The following is a 21,381-nucleotide window of genomic DNA, read 5'->3' as shown; positions in this document are numbered from 1 at the left end:
AGCGCGCTCGCGGCCGCATCAGGCGCTGGGCATGAAGACACCGGCTGAGGCGTTTGCTTTAGCCGCATAACTTGAGCAGGTTTCGCTGGGTCATTACATCCAAGGCATTGGACACAGAGTATCTTCTGCAAACCTTAAAAACGTATTAGAACGGGCCTCGCGAAACTCGTACAAGCGATACGGAGTCGGCTGGCTAAGAATCAATCGCCACCTCAACAACGAGAACGGCCATTTCGCTTCGAATAAATCGGTAAGCGAAAATGGCTTCCTTCCGATCAAGATGATTAGTTTAACACCAGCTTGCAATTCATCCACCTGGCATTTCTCGCTCTTTTGCTTAAAAGACTTTGAACACGTTCTAAGACGACACCTAACAGACAACTCTCTTTGCGGTAGTCCGCCCGCCGAGTCTGATGCCCGGTGCGGTATGGCGCCATACTTTTACACCTATTGCTATACCTACACGGCCGTTCTTCTTTATGAAAACGGACGCCGCGCGGTGCGCTTTGTTTGCTGCCTTACAAAGCCGGCGCGGGGATGGTATGGGCTCAATGCTTCAGGACACCGAGCCATGTGCCCCAACCATCCTTTGTTCCATCATTTCGACCGCGGCCCCTTCTGGTGGCTTCTCGGGCTGCTGTGGTCGTTATTGGCCGGTGGCTGCGCGACGACACTTCCACCGCCGGCACCACCCGAACTGCCAGCCACTTTCGTACCGGCACTTTCGTCCGAGTTCGTCCCGGTGGTCCGTTACGGCCGCTACACCCTGGTCGAGTTGGTTCCAGACCAGGCGCAGCGCGACCTGATGCAGCAGGTGGTGGATATTTCCATTCCGTCCGCCTTCGACGCGACCGTGGGCGACGCGCTGCGCTACGTGCTCCTGCGCTCCGGCTATCGGCTCTGCGATACCCCGGATACCGGCAGGCTCTTCGCCTTGCCGTTGCCAGCCGCGCATCTGCATCTCGGGCCGTTGTCGCTGCGCGATGCCTTGCTGACGCTCGCCGCCTCCGACGCTTGGGATCTGTCGATCGACGAAACCACCCGGCAGGTGTGCTTCAACCGCCGCGCCGCGCCGCCACCGACCACGGCTACACCCGTCGTCGCCCCCGTTGAATCCGCGACCGATTCCGTCGATGCGCTCCAACCCTGGGAGGCGCTGCAATGACCTTTCCCCAAACTCCCGAAGCGGACCGCCCCACGCGCTGGTTCAAGATCGCCGCCGGCATCTGGCTGCTGCTCATCAGCCTGATCGCCGTCGTCAACAGCGTCGGACTCTCCCGTCTCACCGAGCAGGCCCGCCGCGACACGCAGGAAACGCAGATCAAAGCACTCGCCGAGCAGGTCAAGGAACTGGCCCAACAGGCCGAAGCCGGTAAGCGCCAACCCAAGCCAGCAAGCCAGGCCGAAGTCGCCGCGGCCCGGCAGGCGTTGGAAAACCGCCTCGCCAGCCTCGAACAGGCGCAGGCCGACGCCGCGCATGCCAGCGACCTGCAAGCATTGCAGGGCCGCGTCAGCGCCGTCGAAACCCGTCAGCAGGAACTCCGGGCGGCAGTGCCTGCCGTGCTTCGGCCGCGCGTGCCGGTAGCGGTCAAGCCCAAGGTGCTGGTGCCGCCCTTCCGGGGCGTCGGCCTGGAGCTGCGCGGCGGCGAACGCTTTCTGTCGATCGCGCCGCCGGCCACGATCTCGCTCGCCAACGTACGCCTGCTGCGCGAAGGCGACAGCGATAGCGGCTGGCAGCTCCAATCCATCGAAGCCCATGCCGCGCTGTTTCTGGTGAACGGTCAGCCGCAGCGCATAGCGCTGCCGTAGGACGACGGCCATGATGCGACAGTCCGACATCGCCATCTGCCTCGCCTGCGCAGTGAGCCTGGCGTCCTTGCATGCCCGTGCGCAGTCGGCACCGACGACACCCTCCGGCACAAATCTCAGCCAGACGCAAACCAGCACGGACACCGCGCTCGACGAGCACCAAGCGCGCGATTGGGGCCTGCGCGCCGAAGAGTGGGCGCGCTACCGCCAGTTGATGCAGGGGCCGCTCGGCGTCTATTCGCCCAGCCTCGATCCGCTGACCGCCCTCGGCATCGAGGCGCGCAGCGATGAGGAACGCAACCGCTACGCGGAGTTGCAGGTGCAGGCCGAAGCCCGGCGTGTGGACAAGACGCTGGCCTACCAGCGCGCCTACGACGCCGCTTGGCAGCGGCTTTTCCCCGGTCAGCCCCGCGTGAGCCTGCCTAGCCCTCAAGCGCCGAGCGTCGGCCATACCGGTGCCGGTCGGACGGCGGTGTTCATCAAGGCCGACTGCACCTCCTGTAAGCAGCGCGTGCGGCAACTCCAAGCCGCCGGCACGCCGTTCGACCTCTACATGGTCGGCAGCCGTGGCGACGATGCCCGTATTCGCCAGTGGGCGACGCAGGCTGGCATCGACCCGGCCCGGGTGCGCGCCCGCACGATCACGCTCAACCACGACAGCGGCCGCTGGCTCTCGCTGGGCTTGCCCGGCGAACTGCCCGCCGTGATGCGCGAGGTGAACGGGCAATGGCAGCGTCAATAAGAAGGCGTTCCAGCCGGGCGTGCGCCGCTATCGGCATGGCGTGGCTGCTCGGTGCCGGCATCCCGGTATTGGCCGTGCAGGCGCAGGAACTTCCGCCACCCGCCTACCAACTCGCCGCACAGCAGGCCGGCGTGCCGTCGCCGGTGCTGTACGCGGTTGCCTTGCAGGAAAGCGGGGCGAAGCTGCGGGACCGGTTGATCCCCTGGCCGTGGACGCTCAATGTCGCCGGCAACAGCGAACGCTACGCCACCCGCGCCGAAGCCTGCGCGGGTCTGCGCCGCGCCCTGGCCCGCGCTCCCGCCAGCCGCATCGATGCTGGCCTCGGACAGGTCAATCTCGGCTACCAGGCCCATCGCTACGCCGTTCCCTGCGAGCTGCTCGACCCGTACCGGAACCTAGCGATCGCCGCCGACATCCTGCGCGAGCAGCACCTGCCGGGCGAGGACTGGCTGCTCGCCATCGGACGCTACCACCGTCCCGCCGGTGGCGAAGCGGCGGCCCGCTACCGGCGCAGTGTCCATCGGCACCTGACGCGCGTGCTTGGCCCCGTCGGTTCCCTTCCTTTCGTGAACACGACACCATGAACCGTATCGCTTTCGCCTTGGCCCTCGGGCTGCTTGCGGCATCGACCGCTCACGCGCAGAGCGCCACCACGCCGCTCGTCGTGATCGAAGACCGCGGCGGGGTTTCCGCGTTGCCGTATTACCAGGTGCTCAATCCCCAGGATGCTGGCTCCGACGCACCGCCCGCGTCGGCCCCGGCTCCCCGTATCGGCAATCCGACCGATGTCGAAGCGGCCATGCTGCCGGTACGCTCCGCAAGGCTGTCGCCGGGTGACGAACCGCGTCGGGTAATCCGCGCACCGGGCCTGACACCGCTCTTTCTTATCGGAGACGACGATCGCTCGCGTGCCTGGCTGCGGCAACGACAAAGCGCGCTGCACGATCTTCAGGCCGTGGGGCTGGTAGTCAACGTGGCCTCGCCCGAGGCACTGGCGTCGCTGCGACGTCTCGCGCCGGACCTGATGCTGTCGCCGGTCTCGGGAGACGACCTGGCCGGGCGGCTGGGCATTCGACACTACCCGGTGCTGATTACCGCTACCGGCATCGAACCCTGACGTGCGGCGTCCGCCATGGCCCAGCCCCATAACATCGAGGTACTGCTGCGGCCAGCGGTAGAGCTATACACCGTTGCCGTTTGCACGGGCGCCGCGCTTCTGTGCGTGATGGCACCTTGGTCGCTCGCGCTGAGTCCGTTGCTGGGCCTGGCCAGCGCGCTTGCCTTCCTGATCTTCGGCGCGATCCGGCTGCGGGATGCCTGGGTCATCCTACGCTACCGCCGCAACATTCGCCGTCTGCCGCGCTACGTGATGACCAGCCGCGACGTGCCGGTCAGCCAGCAGCGGCTGTTCGTTGGTCGCGGATTCCACTGGGACCAGCGGCACACGCATCGCCTGATGCAGACCTACCGGCCCGAATTCCTGCGCTACGTGGAGCCAACCACGATCTACCAGGTCGCGCGCCGGCTGGAAGAACGGCTGGAGTTCGCGCCACTCCTGCTTTCCAAACTCGCGAAGACGCTGACGTGGGACAGCCCGCTGAATCCCGCACGACCACTGCCCCCGGTCGGCGGCTTGCCACGCCTGCACGGCATCGAGCCGAAAGAGGTCGACGTCACGCTGCCGCTGGGCGAGCGCGTCGGCCATAGCCTGGTACTGGGTACGACCCGCGTGGGCAAGACGCGTCTGGCGGAACTGTTCATCACCCAGGACATTCGCCGTAAGAACGCCGCTGGCGAGCATGAGGTCGTCATCGTCTTCGACCCGAAGGGCGACGCAGACTTGCTCAAGCGCATGTATGTGGAGGCTAAGCGCGCTGGACGTGAAGGCGAGTTCTACGTGTTCCACCTGGGCTGGCCGGACGTCTCGGCACGCTACAATGCCGTGGGCCGCTTCGGCCGTATCTCGGAAGTCGCCACGCGCATTGCAGGCCAACTCTCTGGCGAAGGCAACAGCGCGGCGTTCCGCGAGTTTGCGTGGCGTTTCGTCAACATCATCGCGCGTGCGCTGGTCGAGCTGGGGCAGCGCCCGGACTACCTGCTGATCCAACGCCACGTCATCAACATCGACGCGCTGTTCATCGAGTACGCCCAGCACTTCTTTGCCAAGACCGAACCCAAGGCCTGGGAGGTCATCGTCCAGATCGAGGCCAAGCTCAACGAGAAGACCATTCCGCGCAACATGATCGGGCGCGAGAAGCGCGTGGTGGCACTGGAACAGTATCTGTCGCAGGTGCGCATCTACGACCCGGTGCTCGACGGGCTGCGCAGCGCGGTGCGCTACGACCGTACCTACTTCGACAAGATCGTCGCGTCACTGCTGCCGCTTCTGGAAAAGCTCACCACTGGCAAGATCGCGCAACTGCTCGCACCGAACTATTCCGACCTCAACGACCCGCGCCCGATCTTCGACTGGATGCAGATCATCCGCAAACGTGCGGTGGTCTACGTGGGGCTGGATGCGCTGTCCGATGCGGAAGTGGCTTCGGCCGTCGGCAACTCCATGTTCTCGGATTTGGTTTCGGTGGCCGGGCACATCTACAAGTTCGGCGTCGATGACGGGCTACCGGGTGCCATGTCAGGCGTGAAGGTGCCGATCAACGTCCACGCTGACGAGTTCAATGAACTCATGGGCGACGAGTTCATCCCGATGGTCAACAAGGGCGGCGGCGCCGGCGTGCAAGTCACGGCGTACACGCAGACACTTTCGGACATCGAGGCACGCATTGGCAACCGCGCCAAGGCCGGCCAGGTCATCGGCAACTTCAACAACCTGTTCATGCTGCGCGTGCGGGAGACGGCCACCGCCGAATTGCTGACGCGCCAGTTGCCGAAAGTCGAGGTCTACGCAACGTCGCTGGTGAGCGGCGCGACCGACAGTTCCGATCCGCGCGGTAACACGGCATTCACGTCGAACACCCAGGACCGCATCAGCAGCACCAGCGTGCCGCTGATCGAGCCGGCGCACGTCGTCGCCTTGCCCAAGGGGCAGTGCTTTGCGTTGATCGAGGGTGGCAACCTTTGGAAGGTCCGCATGCCGCTGCCGGCACCGGACGCCGATGAGGCCATGCCCAGAGATTTACAGGAACTGGCAGGCTACATGCGGCAGCACTACGTCGATGCTGGCGACTGGTGGGAAAACCAAGGACTGCCGGGGTTGCAGGAGAGCGCGCTGCCGGACGACCTGCTGGATGACTTCAGGCAGTTGGCGACCGTCGATGACGAGGTTGGATCGTGAGCGACCCGGCCGTTGTCGCGCAGCGCGCGCAGCAGCGACAGCAGGGTGCTGTCGCCAGCCTCGTCACGCTACCGTTCCGCTTCTTCGGCGTGCTGTGCGGGTCGCTGCTGCTGTGCATCGTGATCGAGTGCGTCGGCATGCACTTCTTCTGGCCGCAGGAGAGCTGGCATCACGCCCAAGCCATGCTCAACCACGAGCTGGATCAGTTCTCGACCCACTTCACGCGCAGCGCGCTCGTGCAGGATCCGGGACGCACCGCGCACGCGCTGGTCGAACACGCCTACGACTGGCTGTTCGTCAGGAGCGGGCTGCTGGACTGGATACGCGATGCTTCGGCGCAGGCGAGTGCCGGGACCCGCAATCAGGCGCATGACTTTCGCTACACCATGGCGCTCGTGTACGTGCATGTGGAAGCCTACCTGATCGCTTCGGCCTACACGTTACTGACCTTCCTCGTGCGGTTTTTCGTGTTGGTGCTGACGCTGCCGCTTTTCCTGCTTGCGGCGTTCGTTGGTTTCGTGGACGGTCTCGTTCGCCGGGATGTTCGCCGCTTCGGCGCAGGTCATGAGTCCGGCTTCCTCCACCACCGCGCCAGGGCGAGCCTGATGCCGCTAGCGGTGTTGCCATGGGTGACGTACCTGGCGCTACCGATCAGCGTGCATCCTTTGCTTATCCTACTGCCGGCCGCAACACTGCTAAGTGTGGCAATGGATATAACAGTATCAAGTTTCAAGAAGTACGTATGACGTTCGTCATCAGCCCGGAAACACGAGTGCCGCCGCACCCGCATCGAGGCTCAGTTTCCTCCGCGCCACGTTGTCATCGCTCACCGTCGCTTATCGGGCATGATCCTCAACAGAGTATTATCCCGGCGGATGAAATGATGATAAAGCGCCGCCAGCACATGCAACCCGATGAGCCAGTAACCACAAACTGCCAGGGTTTCATGCAAATGGAGGAGCGATTCAGCAACGGCCGGATTGGGCACGGCCGCGACGGGGCCGGTGAACCAGAAAAGGTGCCATACCTTTCCGCTATGATAGCGGTTTAATAAGCCCAGTACCGGCAGCGAGATGAAGAGGATAAACAACAGATAATGCCCTGCAGTTGCCAGCGCCGCGGCGAACGGCGGCAATACGGGCCTTACGGCGGGAGGGGGTAAACGCCTTCTCAGCCAGAGGCGAACAAGCATCAGGATCAGTATGGCTGATCCGCACGTGAAATGAATCGACTTCATGACACTATTTGTCACTGTGCCTTTACCACCGATGTCGCGATACTCTATGGTCACATAGGCCGTGACAACCAGAAGCACCACCAGCCAGTGCAGGAAGATCTGCACACGCGAATATTTTTCCATCTTCCCTTCCCCGTCAATCTGACCTGGACGCATGTTAAAGAAGCCATACCAGGGCTGATGCGATTGCGCCGCCAGTGGGCAGCAGCGAGACGTAAAACAGTACACGTGATTTCTTAAGCTTACCTTAAGTGGTATGCGCCACCGTAACCTTTGCTGGCGAAGTCCTGTGGCACAAAGTAACATCGCAATCGGACACGCTTAGTACTTCAACCGGGCTATCAGCAGAGCCGGGTAGCCACATCCTGGTACAGCATCAGGGCAGTGATTTCGGACACACGGGAACGCTTATCCCCAATATGCATCACGCGTATATTTTACCACGACACAGGCGCAGAACCGCATGCAATGCGCGCACCTGTGGCTGCCATTATTGTCCCCTGCAGCCCGCAGGTAGGAAGAATGGACAAATGCCACGCTTGTATCGTGTCGCTTCCCTCCCTCAGTTGAGGTGGACAGATGGCATCAGCGGATCGCTGTTCCGTTCCCAGGACATGCTCAGGACGGCATAAAATTCATGATGTCCATGCCTAGTCTGTGCGTCGTCTGCGATCCAACTCATCGCGTAAGGCCGTGTACATCAGCATCGACCTGAAAGCGGTATCGATCCAGTCCCGATTGTTTGTGGCGCTCATGCGCACTCCGCCTCAGCATCGTGCCATCCGTATTCCCGGAGCACGGCACGATGGCATCCCTTTCCAGCTACGCATCGACCTGGCGACACACCTTCGTCGCGATGCTGCTCATCGCTTCGGGATTCCAACCCGCGATCGCCGCGGACGACGCGACCGAGCGTGAACAACTGGCTGCGTTTTTGCGCCAGCTTGAACTACTCGACCGCCTGGCCGAACAGGCGGCCGATGTCTCGCCCCAGGAGCGTACCCGCTACCACTTCGACTATGCCCGCCTGCGCGACGACGTGAAGCGCGTCCGCGCTGGCATACAGGACTATCTCGTGCCGCAGCGCGCCCAGCCCCGGGACCCCGTACCGCTGGTCGGCGACTACGCCCATGACGACAAGACCGACGGCAAGGAGGCGCCCACGCCATGACGCCCTCTGCCGACCAGATCGCCGCCTTCCAGGCCAACGGCGGTTTCACCCCCACGGCTGTCTCCACGGTCGTGCTCAGCATCGTATTCGCCGTGCTCCTACTGTGGGGCGTGTGGGCCATGCGAACCGCCTACGTCGGCTGGGCCGAGCAACGCCTCTCCCAACGCCAGTTCCTCGGTGTCGTCGTGCGATTTCTCGCGATGTACGTGGTGCTGACCTTCTTTCTCCTGTCCTGATTCCCCGAAAGGCCGTACCGCCATGCGCAACCGTCACCACTCCCATCGCACCGCCGCGCGCATCGTCGCCCCGTTCGTTCCGCTGATCTTCGCCGCCATGCCACTCTCGGCGTTTCCCGCCGGGCTGCCGAAGATGGAAGATCCCACGCGCGGTCAGGGCAGCGGGATTTTACAGACGCTCCAGAACTATGGGTATGACATTGTGACGCTGGTCGCCTTGCTGGTGGTCGCCTCGATGTTCATCGGGGTGTGCTACCACGCCTACACGCGCTATTCGGAAATCCACACCGGCCGTGCCACCTGGGGGCAGTTCGGGCTCACGGTTGCCGTGGGTGCCATGCTGCTCGTAATCGGCATCTGGCTGCTGACCAAGGCAACGGGCGTGCTGTGAGGCGAGGCGGCCATGAGCAACACTCCTGTCAGTACACACGACGGCCTCGTCACGTTCCTGCCGCACCGACTAAACCGCCAGCCGGTGGTGGTGCGCGGGCTAACTGCCGACGAGCTGTGGATCTGCACCGGCCTATCGGCTGCGGCGGGGCTGGCGCTCGGTCTGCCGCTGGCCTGGATCACGCGCAGCATCGCCATGGTGCCGACGCTGATCGTGGCCGGCATCGCACTGGGCATCTTCGCCGGCGGCGGCTTCCTGCGACGGCAGAAGCGAGGCCGGCCCGACACCTGGCTCTACCGGCAGCTTCAGTGGTGGCTCGCCTTGCACTACCCGGCGCTGGCCACGCTATTGGGCGGACGCTCCCTCATCACCCGTTCTGGCACCTGGACCACCCGGCGCCAGGCCGGCCCGCGTCCCGCTTCCCGGAGTGCCGCATGAGCCGCTTCCGCAACGAGATCACGCATTTGCAGGCGCACGTCAAGACGCTGCGGCTCGCGGCTGGTGCGCTGTTCGTGGTGACGCTGCTGCTCGCGTTCGGCTGGTGGAGCGCCCCGAAGAATCTCACTATCCACGTTCCGCCTGACCTGCGCTCGGGCAGCACGCGCCGCTGGTGGGACGTGCCGCCCGAAAGCGTGTATGCCTTCAGCTTCTACATCTGGCAGCAGCTTCAACGCTGGCCCACGGATGGCGAGGCGGACTACCCACGCAACCTGCGCGCGCTGTCGGCCTATCTCACGCCGGGTTGCCGTGCCTTCCTGCAACAGGACTACGAGTACCGGCGCAGCAACGGTGAACTGCGTCAGCGGGTGCGCGGCATCTACGAGATTCCGGGCCGGGGCTACGGCGACGACCCGACCACTCGCGTCAAGGTCGTTTCCAACGGCGACTGGATCGTCACGCTCGACGTGATGGCTGACGAATACTACGGCGGCGACCAGGTCAAGCGGGCGCTCGTGCGCTACCCGTTGAAGGTCGTACGCATGGACGTAGACCCGGAGCACAACCCGTTTGGCCTGGCGCTCGACTGCTACGTGGGCACGCCACAGCGCATCGAAGCCGCATCGGTGCCAACCCCAACCAGCACCCCCATCAATGGGCCTGTCAGCACACCGACCAGCACGCCCGCCGGCACGGCGGCCCCCCCGCAGGGAGACACCCCATGAAGCGCCTTGTCCTGTCGGCCCTGGCGGCCTTCACCCTGAGCCTGGGGCTCGCATCCACCGGTCATGCCGTCGACATCCTGCATTGGGTGCGCATGCCGCTGGCCGTGCCGCTCGTTGTCGGCCAGGAGCGCGTGGTGTTCATCGACCGCAACGTACGCGTCGGCGTACCACCAGACATTGCCAACCGCTTGCGCGTACAAAGTGCGGGCGGCGCGATCTACCTGCGCGCGAGCGATGCGATTGCGCCGGCGCGGTTGCAGTTGCAGGACGTGGAATCCGGCGCGCTGATCCTGATTGACATTGCCGCTACGCCGCCGAAGGACGGGCAGGCCCCGCTGGAGCCGGTGCGCATCGTGGAAGACGAAGCTGCCACCGCCACGCGGTACGGCAGCAAGGCCACCGCCCCGGCAGGCGATGCGGACGACGCTACCACCGCTCCCGACAAGACCGCCGCCGCGCGCGAGACGCCCATTCCCGTCGTGCTGACGCGCTACGCTTCGCAAAACCTCTACGCGCCGCTACGCACGGTGGAGCCGGTCGCCGGTATCGGGCGCGCGAATCTGCGTCGTGGTCTGACGCTTGCCACCTTGCTGCCGACGTTGCCCGTGCGGGCGCGTGCGCTCGCCGCCTGGCGACTGGAAGATCATTGGGTGACGGCAGTGCAACTCACCAACACCACCGATCACTGGGTTGATCTCGACCCGCGCGCACTGCAAGGCGACTTCGTGGCGGCAACGTTCCAACATCCGAACCTGGGGCCGGCCGGGCAATCCACCGATACCACCGTGCTCTATCTCGTGACCCGCAGCCACGGCCTGGCCGAGTCGCTGCTCCCGGCAGTCGCCCCCATCAACTCCGTGGTCAACCTGCCGCCTGCTGCGGCGGCCGGCCAGGTCGAAGGAGGTCGAGATGAAAAGTAACGGCCTGCTCAAATGGTTGATGATTCCGATGGCGCTAGCCGTCGTGTGGGTCGGCATCAAGCTGTTCTCCGGCCATACCGACAACAAGTCAGCCCCGCAGCGTGCGGCCAGCCAGCTCACGCCCGAGGAGATGAAGGTGCTGGGCATCGAGGGCGACACGCCGCGCGATACCGTCGCCACGCTGGTCGCCCAGGTCAAGCAGCTGCGCAACGAGTTACAGACCTCGCTCAACGACAACAAGAACGCCAAGACCGAGAACGATCGCCTGCGCGCACGCGAAAGCGCGATCGACCAGCGCATCCAGAGCGCGCTCGACGGGGAACACAGTCGTCTACAGCAAGACCGGGATCAGGTCGCGAGCGACCGCCAGCAGACGCAGGGCCTGTTGCAGGATTTGCAGAAGCGCCTCGACGGCCTGACGAACAAGGGCAACCAGGCCGATCTGCCGGTGGGCCTCGGGCTGCAAGATGGCGATGGCAAGAACTTCGGCACCGGCCCTGGCGACACGCGCTGGGTGGAACCGGATGACGCCAAGCCCGACGCGAAGAACGGTAGCAGCGGCAACAACGGCAAGGGGCCGGCCTTTCCCATGAGCTTCGGCCCTGCGCAGAAGACGCTGTCCAGCACGGTCGGCACGGTGGCCGATGCCGGCGAGAAGGCCTTGGGTGCATCCGCGAAACCGGCCTACACCGTGCCGACGAACGCTACGCTGATGGGCTCGATCGCCATGACCGCGTTGATCGGCCGCGTGCCGATCGACGGCACGGTCAACGACCCGTATCCATTCAAAGTACTGATCGGCCCCGACAACCTGACTGCCAACGGCATCGACATTCCTGATGTGGCGGGCGCCGTGGTCAGCGGCACGGCATCGGGCGACTGGACGCTTTCGTGCGTGCGTGGGCAAGTCCGCTCGGTCACGTTCGTCTTCCAGGACGGCACGATTCGCACCGTGCCGGAGGACGCGGGCAACGCCAACGGCAGCACCAACAATAACAACGGCCAGAACGGCAACACCGTCCAGGGCGGCCTTGGCTGGATCAGCGACCTCTACGGCATCCCCTGCGTGTCGGGCGAGCAGCGCAGCAACGCTGTGCAATACCTCGGCTCGCAGGCGCTGATCACCGCGGCCGGCGCGGGTGCCGCCTCGCTCATCAAGTCCGATAACGGCAGCGTCTCCTACATCAGCAACAGCAACGGCTCGCTGGGCACGGTCGGCATCTCGGGCAACGAGGCGATGGGGCGTATTCTCGCCGGTGGCGTGCAGGAAATGTCGCAGTGGGTCGGCAAGCTCTACGGTCAGGCCTTCGCCGCGATCTACGTGCCGCCCGGCGCCAAGGTTGCCGTGCATCTCGACCATCCGCTCAACATCGACTACGACGCCAAGGGCCGTCGGGTCAACCACCGACTCGGAGAAGCGCATGCACCGGATCTGGACTGATGGCGCGGCCGGCCTGCTGGTCGCCGCAATCCTTGTCGCGCTCGGCGGTTGCGCGACCAGCAAGGAAAAGCTGCTACCGCATGGCGACAGCACAATGCTCGACGTCTGGAATCAGGAGACTGGCGGCAGCGCGGGTGGTGGTCAGGCCGCGCGCCAACTGCTCGACGCGCGCCAGGAACTGCGTCGCCCGCTAACCGACGCCGATGTGCAGAACACGCCTGCCGCCAGTGCAGCCTATACGCGCAGCGCGACCAACGAAATCTACCGTCAGTTTCACCGGCTGCCGAACCCCGACCTAGTGATGTACGTGTTCCCGCACCTGGCGGGCACCGACCCGGTGCCAGTGCCCGGCTACACAACCGTCTTTCCCCTGTACCAGCGCGTTCAGTACGCGATGCCGGGCGAACGGCTGGAGGACTACTGAGATGGCCTGGTCGCTGCCGTGGCCGCGCAAGACCGTCCCGAGCGCCGGCACCGAGGCCGGCGTGCCGGATGCGTGGGAGCGGCACGTTGCCAAGCTCAACGCGCATGGGATTCCCACGCCGGGCGAGGCCTTGCGTCGTGGCAAGCGCAAGCCGGCGACCCAGGCGGACGTCGAGGCGCTCTACGACGTTGCGCCGTCGTTCGTCGATCTATTGCCTTGGGCCGAATACCTGCCGGGCTCGAAAAGCATGCTGCTGGACGATGGTCAATCCGTTGCCGCTTTTTTCGAGCTGCTGCCGATCGGCACTGAGGGCCGCGAGATGGCCTGGCTGTGGCGGGCCCGCGACGCGGTGGAAAACGCCTTGCAGGACTCGTTCGACGAGTTCGACGAGCATCCGTGGGTGGTGCAGTTTTACGCACAGGACGAACCGGACTTCGATGATTATCTGGGCACGTTGCAGACCTATCTGCGGCCCCGTGCGCAAGACAGCGCCTTCAGTGCGTTCTATCTCCGCTTCTTTGCACACCACCTGCGCGCAATCGCCACGCCGGGCGGCCTGTTCGAGGATACGACCATCACCCGCCTGCGTTGGCGTGGACAGGTCAGGCGCATGCGCATGGTGGTCTACCGGCGCACGCCCACAGTCGCCAATGCCCGTCGCGGCCAGACGCCCGAGCAGGCACTCACCACCATCTGCGACCGGCTTACCGGCGGCCTGGCGAACGCCGGTGTGAAGGCCAAGCGGCTCGACGCCGCGGACATCCACGCCTGGCTGCTGCGCTGGTTTAACCCGGCGCCGACGATACTCGGCGACACGCCGGAGGACCGGGAACGCTTCTACGCGCTCACCCGCTACCCTGACGAGCACGAGGAGGGCGAAATCGAGCTGGCCAGCGGGACCGACTTCGCGCAGCGGCTGTTCTTCGGTCAGCCTCGATCCGATCTGACGAACGGGACGTGGATGTTCGACGGCATGCCGCACCGGGTCATCTCGATGGACCGGCTGCGCACGCCACCGGCGACTGGCCACCTGACCGGTGAGACGCGCAAGGGCGACGCGCTCAATGCGCTGATGGACCAGATGCCCGAGGACACGGTGCTGTGCCTCACCCTGGTCGCCACGCCGCAGGACGTGCTCGAAGCCCATCTGAACCACCTGAGCAAGAAGTCCGTCGGCGAAACACTTGCCTCCGAGCAAACTCGGCAGGACGTGCAGCAGGCGCGCAACCTGATCGGCAGCGCGCACAAGCTGTACCGCGGTGCAGTAGCACTCTACCTGCGCGGGCACGATATGGACGAACTCGATGCACGCGGTCTGCAATTGGTCAACGTGATGCTCAACGCAGGCGTGCAACCGGTGCGCGAGGAAGACGAAGTGGCGCCGCTCAACAGCTATCTGCGCTGGCTCCCCGCCGTGTTCGACCCGTCCGCCGACAAACGCCAGTGGTACACGCAACTGATGTTCGCGCAGCACGCGGCGAACCTCGCGCCGGTGTGGGGCCGTAGCCAGGGCACGGGCCATCCGGGGATCACCTTCTTCAACCGCGGCGGCGGCCTGATTACGTTCGACCCGCTAAACCGTCTCGACCGGCAGATGAACGCACACCTGTTCCTGTTCGGGCCGACCGGCTCGGGCAAGAGCGCCACGCTCAACAACATCCTGAACCAGGTGACGGCGATCTACCGGCCACGCCTCTTCATCGTCGAAGCCGGCAACTCGTTCGGCCTGTTCGGCGACTTTGCAGCGCGGCTGGGGCTGTCAGTGCATCGGGTGAAACTCGCGCCGGGCGCGGGTGTCAGTCTGGCTCCGTTCGCCGATGCGTGGCGGCTCGTTGCTACGCCAAGCCAGGTGCAGACGCTTGATGCCGATGCGCTGGACGAAGAGCCAGATGCCACCGCTGCGGCCGAGGGCGACGAACAGCGCGACGTGCTGGGCGAACTGGAAATCACTGCTCGGCTGATGATCACCGGCGGCGAAGACAAGGAAGAAGCGCGCATGACGCGCGCCGACCGCAGCCTGATCCGCCAGTGCATTCTCGACGCGGCACAACGTTGTGTCGCAGACAAACGTCCGGTGCTCACACGCGACGTGCGCGACGCGCTGCGCGAGCGCGGCAACGACGCGACGCTGCCGGAGATGCGGCGCGCCCGGTTGCTGGACATGGCCGAAGCGATGCACCTGTTCTGCCAGGGTGTCGACGGTGAGATGTTCGACCGGGCCGGCACGCCCTGGCCCGAGGCGGACATCACGATCGTCGATCTGGCGACCTTCGCACGGGAAGGCTACAACGCCCAGTTGTCGATCGCCTACATCAGCCTCATCAACACGGTGAACAACATCGCCGAGCGCGACCAGTTCCTCGGGCGGCCGATCATCAACGTCACCGACGAAGGGCACATCATCACGAAGAATCCGCTACTCGCGCCCTACGTAGTCAAGATCACGAAGATGTGGCGCAAGCTCGGTGCGTGGTTCTGGCTAGCAACGCAAAACCTGGACGACCTGCCGAAAGCGGCCGAGCCCATGCTCAACATGATCGAGTGGTGGATCTGCCTGTCCATGCCACCCGACGAAGTCGAGAAGATCGCGCGCTTCCGCGAGCTGAACCCTTCGCAGAAGGCGCTGATGCTGTCAGCGCGCAAAGAAGCCGGCAAGTTCAGCGAGGGCGTCATCCTCTCCAAGAGCATGGAAGTGCTGTTCCGCGCCGTGCCGCCCAGCCTCTACCTCGCGATGGCGATGACCGAACCCGAGGAGAAAGCCGAACGCTACCAGTTGATGCAGCAGTACGGCATCAGCGAACTGGACGCGGCGTTCAAAGTGGCGGAGAAGATCGACCGCGCGCGCGGTATCGCCTCGCTCCCGCTCGATGCATTGGCCTGAAGGGAGGACATCATGCGCAAGTTCCCATTTATGCCGCTCGGCCCGCGTGTTCTGGTCGGTCTGGCGGTGGTCGTGTTGCTGGGCATTGCCGCCTGGTGGATGGCTCACGGCCCATCATCGCGTGATGCGGTGTCCACCGTCACGCCGGCGCCGGCCGTGCTGGCCAATGCGCCGTCTCTGACAGCGGGGCCGCCCTGGATCTATGGCCGCGCCGACGCCCGCTACACGGTGGTCGAATTCGCCGATCTGGAGTGCCCGTACTGCCGGACCTACTTCACGGTGCTCAAGGGCTGGATCGACACCCATCCAGACGTGAACTGGCAGTGGCATCACCTGCCGCTGGCGATGCACGATCCGGCGGCTACCGCCGAGGCGCGGATCGCGGAGTGCGCGGGTGAGGCCGGCGGACATGCAGCCTTCTGGAAAGCGGTGACGTGGATCTACACGCACACCGGCGGCAATGGCCAGGGGTTGCCGCCCGGCGTGCCGTATCCCGACCTCACGCCGGACGTACAGCGCTGTCTCGACAGCGATCGTCCCGACGCGGCCATCCGGGCTCAATCCGCCGAGGCCGCCAAGCTCCGCATCCAGGCTACGCCAACCCTACAAGTGCGCGATCGCCAGTCCGGCAAGACCATCGTGTTGCCCGGTCCTGTCGAGGGTGATGCCTTGCTGTCGGCTATCGACTGGTTGGCCGACACGTCGGCTGGCGAGACGTTGCGTCAGTCAGCGCGATGAACGCTTCGTGCTCGCTCATTCCATCCGTACAGTCGTCCCATCTCAGCACGGTTCCGCGCAGGAGCACGATCGCCAGGTCTGATTTCAGACCTTCATCGCGCACGTGAATGTCCATACCGCCGATGGGCTGAGCTTTATCGCTTGTCATAACGTCTGCGCGCCTCCTTAAAACCCTCCGACTGTTCGATTACCCATGTCCATAGCGGAATCATCTGCACCAACAACCCCACTCCAAGTTCGGTCAGAGCATACTCGACACGCAAGGGCTTCTCGCCAAAATCGTGGCGAGATAGAAAGTGTCGTGTGCGTTCGCGCTACGGGCCGAGCTGCGCCCATGCCCAGTCATAGCCGAGGACCGCAGAGGTGTCCTTGTACCGCAAGATCACCACCGTGAGCCGAAGAATGGCGTGCTGCCTGACCTTAGCGCGCCGGGGCGCTGCTCCAGGCACGCTGACGAGTGGTGATGAAAGCTCCTGCAATTCTTCACGTGCAACGCAAGACTGCTTATTTGGAAACCGCCGTTAAAGGTACTTCAACCCTAGCACCGTCAATGGCAGGCAGCCAAGACAATTCATTTATCTGGCGGGCTTTGGGCTTCGAACACCCGTTTAATAATTATGTTTTTCGTCGGAATGGATTGCGATATTTCAATCCATTTACCAATGAACATCTTGTTTATTGACAAAGTTGTTACGTGGGGCGAAGAATCGCTACAACGAAACGCGTTCCGACGGCTCTTTGCGTCGCCTGCGCGTTGGCTTTCCGGCCGTGGGGGAATATGGGACAGCAGGCCAACCAGCCAATGGAGGCGCTCACCGCGCCGGTATCTCACCCGGTACTGGCGGCAGATGTTGGCGTAACGTATGCCCATATCTTCGTCACCCCGATCCATCCCCAACCGCTCTGCATCCTGGCCGAGGACGACGGGACCACCCTTGACGCAATCCTTCAAGAGGACCTTGACGTCCAGTTAGCACTGGCGTCATCGCAGCCGGCGATCGAGCGGTGTGCCATCCTCATTGCGGTCGACTGGCTCGATGCCATCCGTGACTTCGCGTCCATGTCCTATGCCGGCCGGTTCGTAAACCCGGAGCGTCGCTTACTACCCTGTTGCCCGGGGCGATGGAACGCGCATTTGGACCGGTCCGGGTCCAAGCCCGCTCACGATCGCCCGCGCGAACACGTAACTCAATGCCATCCCGCCATGCTGCGCACGCCGGGGACCATTAACGTCGCCAGTATCGCCGGTAGTAACACCTGCGCAAGCGAGGCCTTGGACGTTTTTGAAGCCGTGTTTGCTGGATTCTCCGGCGATCTGTCAATGCTTTGCGGGACGAAGGGAAGCTCCCCGAGGGCATCTGGCCGCAACAACGCGATTTCCTTTTTTGGCCATCCATGCTGTAAGCGCGTCTTCCATAAGGGCGTGATGCGTCCCTTCCTGGAATGCGCGGCGGCGTGAATGGTGGACCACGGGCAGCTCGGTGTCGTGGGTGCCGCCACGATGCTTAGCTGATGTCACTTATCGGGGAGTAAAGCCATGAGCATAAGCAAAGGTCGTTCGTTGCGCCAAGTCGGGCGGCAGGGGGTAAGCTCGATCACGGGCAGGCATGTGCGCCGTATATTAGCAGCGTCAGTCACGCTGGCATGCGCCCAGTGCGCGATGGCCCAGTCGCTAACCGGAGGGCTCTACGGTCACGAATCAGCCGGCAACGGCATGACAGTGAACATCACTAGCCACGCCACGGGTTTCAGCAAGGACATCACGCCGGATGCCGACGGCCGTTACTCACTGACCGGGTTGAACCCTGGCGAGTACCAGGTAAGCCTGATCCGCGAGGGGCAATCAATCGCCCAATCCACCGTACTGGTGAACCCGAACCGCAACACGCCGGTGTCCGACCTTGGTGTTGGGGCGGCGGCGATCGAGCATGCCAATGACCTCGGCGCGATCACTGTGCAGGCAACGACGATGTCTACCAACGTGACGCTGATCGACGTCAGCACCCCTGAGCTCACTACCAGCTACAACTACAAGCTCATTGATGCCCTGCCTGTCGACCGCAGTCCTGAAAGCGTGGCCCGCCTGGATTCCAGCGTACGCTTCGACCAACACAACACAGGCTTTGTGTCCATGGGCGGTGCGAGCCCGGCGGAAAACCGCTACTATTACAATGAATTCGACGTCACTAACGACAAGAATTCGCTCGGCTCGACGGCCCTGCCCGCTGAAGCCATCAGCGATACCCAGCTCATCACCAACGGTGCCAGCGCCGCGTGGACAAACGCCACCGGCGGTGTGATGTCGTCGACGATTAAGCAGGGCACTAACGATTTCCGTGCGGGCTACTCGCTGTATTTCACTCCGCCAACCTCGCGCTTGCTCAATCCTCGCGGCCATAACACGATCAACAGCATCGGCGATTATTACAACTTTGCCGCAGCAAACACCCACGCTGGCAGCGCACAGCAATACCTGTGGGCTTCCGGTGCCCTCGTGAAAGACAAGTTGTTCTTCTACGCTTTGCTCGGCAACGATCCTGCCTCGCGCTCCGAGTCATTCGGACAGACGCAGGAGCAGAGTACCAGCACGCGCGACAAAAACTACCTGCTGAATCTCACCTGGAATATCAGCAACGACCAGTCGCTCAACCTCCTAGCTCACCGCGACTACGCGCAGTCGTTCAATAACTATTACAAGCTCAACGCGAACTACAGTCCGCAATCCGTGGGCAACTGGCTCTCGTGGAGTCAGCAACGTACGGATACCCGCTTTCTTATCGGGAACTACCACTGGCAGATCAACGATGACCTGCAGTTGCGGTTGATGGGCGGTTACTTGGGCTCGATCGTCTACTCACCAAACTCCAGCGGTGCCAACGCCGCATTCCCCTATGTCACCTCGTATGACTCGTCAACGCAGAAACAAACCAACATCGGTCGCAACAACAATCCGTTTAGCTACTCGCCGTCGGACTATTGGCGCCGGGGATACAAGGGCGATCTGACTTGGCAGCTAGGCGATCATAAACTGGTGTTTGGCGGCGAGTATTACAGGCATTCGCTGGCCAGCACGACCGAGTCGGTGCCCGCAGGGTGGTTCACTTACTATAATCAGGCGGGTGTCGCGCTACCGAACGGTTCGGTGTCGCCTGCCACAGGCAGGTACGTCAGCCAGTACGTGGACGTGGAGGGCGGCTCGTTCCAGACGATCAACAAGGGCGCCTATGTAGAGGATTACTGGCAGGCGTCTGATCATGTCATGCTCTACGGGGCCGTGCGCTGGGACAACTACATTTACAAGGATGGCCTAGGCAACCAGTTCATGCGCCTTCCGATCACCTCGCCGCGCCTCGGCTTCTCGTGGGACGTAAATGGCGACAGTTCGCTGAAAGTGGGTGGCAGTCTGGGCAAGTATTCGATCCCCTTACCCTCGTCCTTTAGTTTCGGCGTGGCCGAGCCGCGCACCACGTACACCAACTACTACACGTATACGCATATCGATCCAAACACGATGGCGCCACAGGGCCTGACCCAGATAGGCAATTCGTATATCACGAACCAGGGCGTGCCGACGCCCGCGCAAATCGCCGCAACGAACATCAAGGCCCCCTTCCAGTACGAAGCCCAACTGTATGCGCAGCAGCAGCTGACGCCCAACTGGTCGGGTCTGGTGCAGGTGGGTTGGGTGAACCTTCGCCGCATCGTTGAAGATACCTGCTATGGCGGCGGCGTACAGGCCTACGCGCAAAGCCATGGATTTCCCGGCTATCAACAAAACAACGCGACCTGCTGGCTGCTCAATCCAGGTGAGGCGTTCACGCTTAAGAGGGATTATGAAGGCAATGGCACCCTGGACTCGTTATCGATCCCAGCGGCGGCACTCGGCATTCCGCGGCCCAAGCACAAGTACTACAACCTCAAGCTTGGCCTTACCCATGCCTCCACGCCAGCCGAGCCATACTTCCTCAATCTCAGCTACACCTATGCTCGGGAATACGGCAACACCAACGGCCTGATCGACGAGGAGCGTCGAAACGGTGGCTGGATCGGTCAGACTTCGGCATTTAACTACCCGGGAATCATGGTCGGCAGCAACGGTAATCTCGCCGGTGATATACGCCATAGTCTGGTCGCAACTGGTACCTACGATTTCAGCAATGGCTTGTCCCTGGGTGGGGTAGTTACCGCACATACTGGGGCACCGACCAGTTGCCTGGGTAGCTATCCGAATATCAACGATCCGACTTACAAATACCTCCCCTCGCAAGCGCATTTCTGTGGCGGTCAGGTCGCCACGCAGGGGACCGACAAGCGACTACCCTTCTTTTGGCAGCTCGACCTGTCGGCCACTTACCACTGGAAGATCAACGTCTCGAACGACCTGAGTCTGCAACTGCGCGTGAGCAACGTCACCAACCGGCAAGGCACGATCGATATCAACCAGGTCTACGACACCGGGCTTTACGGCAACGGTTCCCCGATCGACAGTGTGAACTACCATGCCGCCTCCTGGCAGCTCCCTCGTACGACCACGCTGGCTCTCCGCTATACGTTGCTGTAAGGGTTAGGTTGATCACCGGTAGCCCGAAAAAGCATCCGCCCCCCCGGCGTGGCGCCGGGGGCGGCGCCATATGCTGATGCCATGTTGATGAGGACCTCTGGCATCTTCCATGCGGTAACGCTCCGCTCTCCCCATGCCGGCGGCGGTAAAGCCCGCGTCGGGATACGTAGCGACGTCCACGTTTAGCGCCATCGGCATTCGACAACAGGTCGGCATCGTAAAGATCCCAGCTGCAGCGCAATGGTCAACGACCTATAGGAGACAGCCGACGTGGTTCGGCGGCACTGGTCGGAGCCAGGCTGACATCGATCGGTCGATCGCCGACAGGGCGTCAAACAAGAGTGTGCGCATTGAACGGGCAGTGATAGACAG

Annotated in this window: 21 protein-coding genes; 20 read left to right on the top strand and 1 reads right to left on the bottom strand. The window is 63.2% G+C overall.

The window, feature by feature from the left end; translation table 11 throughout:
- The first annotated feature begins 571 nt into the window (after positions 1-571).
- The 7 genes from pilL2 to BGK68_RS16565 are packed head-to-tail and all read left to right on the top strand — an operon-like array spanning position 572 to position 6,592.
- The gene (gene pilL2, locus BGK68_RS16595; protein WP_075257990.1) at positions 572-1,165 is read left to right on the top strand and encodes a PFGI-1 class ICE element type IV pilus protein PilL2; all 594 of its coding nucleotides are present in this window, start codon (positions 572-574) and stop codon (positions 1,163-1,165) included.
- Positions 1,162-1,809 (top strand): hypothetical protein, encoded by a 648-nt coding sequence (locus tag BGK68_RS16590; protein ID WP_075257989.1) that lies wholly within the window; start codon positions 1,162-1,164, stop codon positions 1,807-1,809. Before pilL2 ends, BGK68_RS16590 begins: the two co-directional genes overlap by 4 nt.
- A 13-nt stretch (positions 1,810-1,822) precedes the next feature.
- Entirely contained in the window at positions 1,823-2,551 is a 729-nt protein-coding gene (locus tag BGK68_RS16585; protein ID WP_075259867.1) for a TIGR03759 family integrating conjugative element protein, read from the top strand.
- Positions 2,536-3,135 (top strand): lysozyme family protein, encoded by a 600-nt coding sequence (locus BGK68_RS16580; RefSeq protein WP_075257988.1) that lies wholly within the window; start codon positions 2,536-2,538, stop codon positions 3,133-3,135. The genes BGK68_RS16585 and BGK68_RS16580 overlap by 16 nt, the downstream gene beginning before the upstream one ends.
- The gene (locus tag BGK68_RS16575; protein WP_075257987.1) at positions 3,132-3,668 is read left to right on the top strand and encodes an integrating conjugative element protein; all 537 of its coding nucleotides are present in this window, start codon (positions 3,132-3,134) and stop codon (positions 3,666-3,668) included. The genes BGK68_RS16580 and BGK68_RS16575 overlap by 4 nt, the downstream gene beginning before the upstream one ends.
- Before the next feature lie 15 nt (positions 3,669-3,683).
- Positions 3,684-5,846: a type IV conjugative transfer system coupling protein TraD gene (gene traD, locus BGK68_RS16570; RefSeq protein ID WP_075257986.1), complete on the top strand. Its 2,163-nt coding sequence runs from the start codon at positions 3,684-3,686 to the stop codon at positions 5,844-5,846.
- Positions 5,843-6,592 (top strand): TIGR03747 family integrating conjugative element membrane protein, encoded by a 750-nt coding sequence (locus BGK68_RS16565; protein ID WP_075257985.1) that lies wholly within the window; start codon positions 5,843-5,845, stop codon positions 6,590-6,592. The genes traD and BGK68_RS16565 overlap by 4 nt, the downstream gene beginning before the upstream one ends.
- Positions 6,593-6,672: 80 nt before the next feature.
- On the opposite strand, the gene BGK68_RS16560 is transcribed toward BGK68_RS16565, so the two are convergent.
- Entirely contained in the window at positions 6,673-7,206 is a 534-nt protein-coding gene (locus BGK68_RS16560; RefSeq protein WP_075259866.1) for a cytochrome b, read from the bottom strand.
- A gap of 682 nt (positions 7,207-7,888) precedes the next feature.
- On the opposite strand from BGK68_RS16560, the gene BGK68_RS16555 reads away from it, so the two are divergent.
- From BGK68_RS16555 to BGK68_RS16495, 13 genes are all read left to right on the top strand, one after another.
- A complete protein-coding gene (locus BGK68_RS16555) occupies positions 7,889-8,254 on the top strand; it encodes an integrative conjugative element protein, RAQPRD family (protein ID WP_075257984.1) in 366 nt (121 codons plus the stop codon).
- Positions 8,251-8,490: a TIGR03758 family integrating conjugative element protein gene (locus BGK68_RS16550; protein ID WP_075257983.1), complete on the top strand. Its 240-nt coding sequence runs from the start codon at positions 8,251-8,253 to the stop codon at positions 8,488-8,490. The genes BGK68_RS16555 and BGK68_RS16550 overlap by 4 nt, the downstream gene beginning before the upstream one ends.
- Positions 8,491-8,512: 22 nt before the next feature.
- Positions 8,513-8,881, top strand: coding sequence for a TIGR03745 family integrating conjugative element membrane protein (locus tag BGK68_RS16545; protein WP_075257982.1), 369 nt, complete (start codon positions 8,513-8,515; stop codon positions 8,879-8,881).
- A 12-nt stretch (positions 8,882-8,893) separates the two neighbouring features.
- The gene (locus BGK68_RS16540; RefSeq protein WP_075257981.1) at positions 8,894-9,319 is read left to right on the top strand and encodes a TIGR03750 family conjugal transfer protein; all 426 of its coding nucleotides are present in this window, start codon (positions 8,894-8,896) and stop codon (positions 9,317-9,319) included.
- Positions 9,316-10,044, top strand: coding sequence for a PFL_4703 family integrating conjugative element protein (locus BGK68_RS16535; protein WP_075257980.1), 729 nt, complete (start codon positions 9,316-9,318; stop codon positions 10,042-10,044). The genes BGK68_RS16540 and BGK68_RS16535 overlap by 4 nt, the downstream gene beginning before the upstream one ends.
- The gene (locus BGK68_RS16530; RefSeq protein ID WP_075257979.1) at positions 10,041-10,964 is read left to right on the top strand and encodes a TIGR03749 family integrating conjugative element protein; all 924 of its coding nucleotides are present in this window, start codon (positions 10,041-10,043) and stop codon (positions 10,962-10,964) included. The genes BGK68_RS16535 and BGK68_RS16530 overlap by 4 nt, the downstream gene beginning before the upstream one ends.
- Positions 10,954-12,405: a TIGR03752 family integrating conjugative element protein gene (locus tag BGK68_RS16525; protein WP_075257978.1), complete on the top strand. Its 1,452-nt coding sequence runs from the start codon at positions 10,954-10,956 to the stop codon at positions 12,403-12,405. The genes BGK68_RS16530 and BGK68_RS16525 overlap by 11 nt, the downstream gene beginning before the upstream one ends.
- Positions 12,386-12,829, top strand: coding sequence for a TIGR03751 family conjugal transfer lipoprotein (locus BGK68_RS16520; protein ID WP_075257977.1), 444 nt, complete (start codon positions 12,386-12,388; stop codon positions 12,827-12,829). The genes BGK68_RS16525 and BGK68_RS16520 overlap by 20 nt, the downstream gene beginning before the upstream one ends.
- A 1-nt stretch (position 12,830) precedes the next feature.
- On the top strand, positions 12,831-15,710 hold the full coding sequence (locus BGK68_RS16515) for a conjugative transfer ATPase (RefSeq protein WP_075257976.1): 2,880 nt from the start codon (positions 12,831-12,833) through the stop codon (positions 15,708-15,710).
- 12 nt (positions 15,711-15,722) lie between these two features.
- Complete coding sequence (locus BGK68_RS16510; RefSeq protein WP_075257975.1) at positions 15,723-16,448, top strand: DsbA family protein; 726 nt, start codon at positions 15,723-15,725, stop codon at positions 16,446-16,448.
- Between the two features lie 463 nt (positions 16,449-16,911).
- A complete protein-coding gene (locus BGK68_RS27565) occupies positions 16,912-17,130 on the top strand; it encodes a hypothetical protein (RefSeq protein WP_143433090.1) in 219 nt (72 codons plus the stop codon).
- A 120-nt stretch (positions 17,131-17,250) separates the two neighbouring features.
- Positions 17,251-17,907, top strand: coding sequence for an acetate and sugar kinases/Hsc70/actin family protein (locus BGK68_RS16500; protein ID WP_143433089.1), 657 nt, complete (start codon positions 17,251-17,253; stop codon positions 17,905-17,907).
- A 78-nt stretch (positions 17,908-17,985) separates the two neighbouring features.
- Positions 17,986-21,009: a TonB-dependent receptor gene (locus BGK68_RS16495; RefSeq protein WP_143433087.1), complete on the top strand. Its 3,024-nt coding sequence runs from the start codon at positions 17,986-17,988 to the stop codon at positions 21,007-21,009.
- The last annotated feature ends 372 nt before the right edge of the window (positions 21,010-21,381 follow it).

It is taken from the genome of Herbaspirillum camelliae (assembly GCF_001929405.1).
Taxonomy (GTDB): domain Bacteria; phylum Pseudomonadota; class Gammaproteobacteria; order Burkholderiales; family Burkholderiaceae_D; genus Herbaspirillum; species Herbaspirillum seropedicae.
The sequence above is the reverse complement of the archived record's forward strand: the minus strand, read 5'-3'. Positions and strand labels throughout refer to the sequence as shown.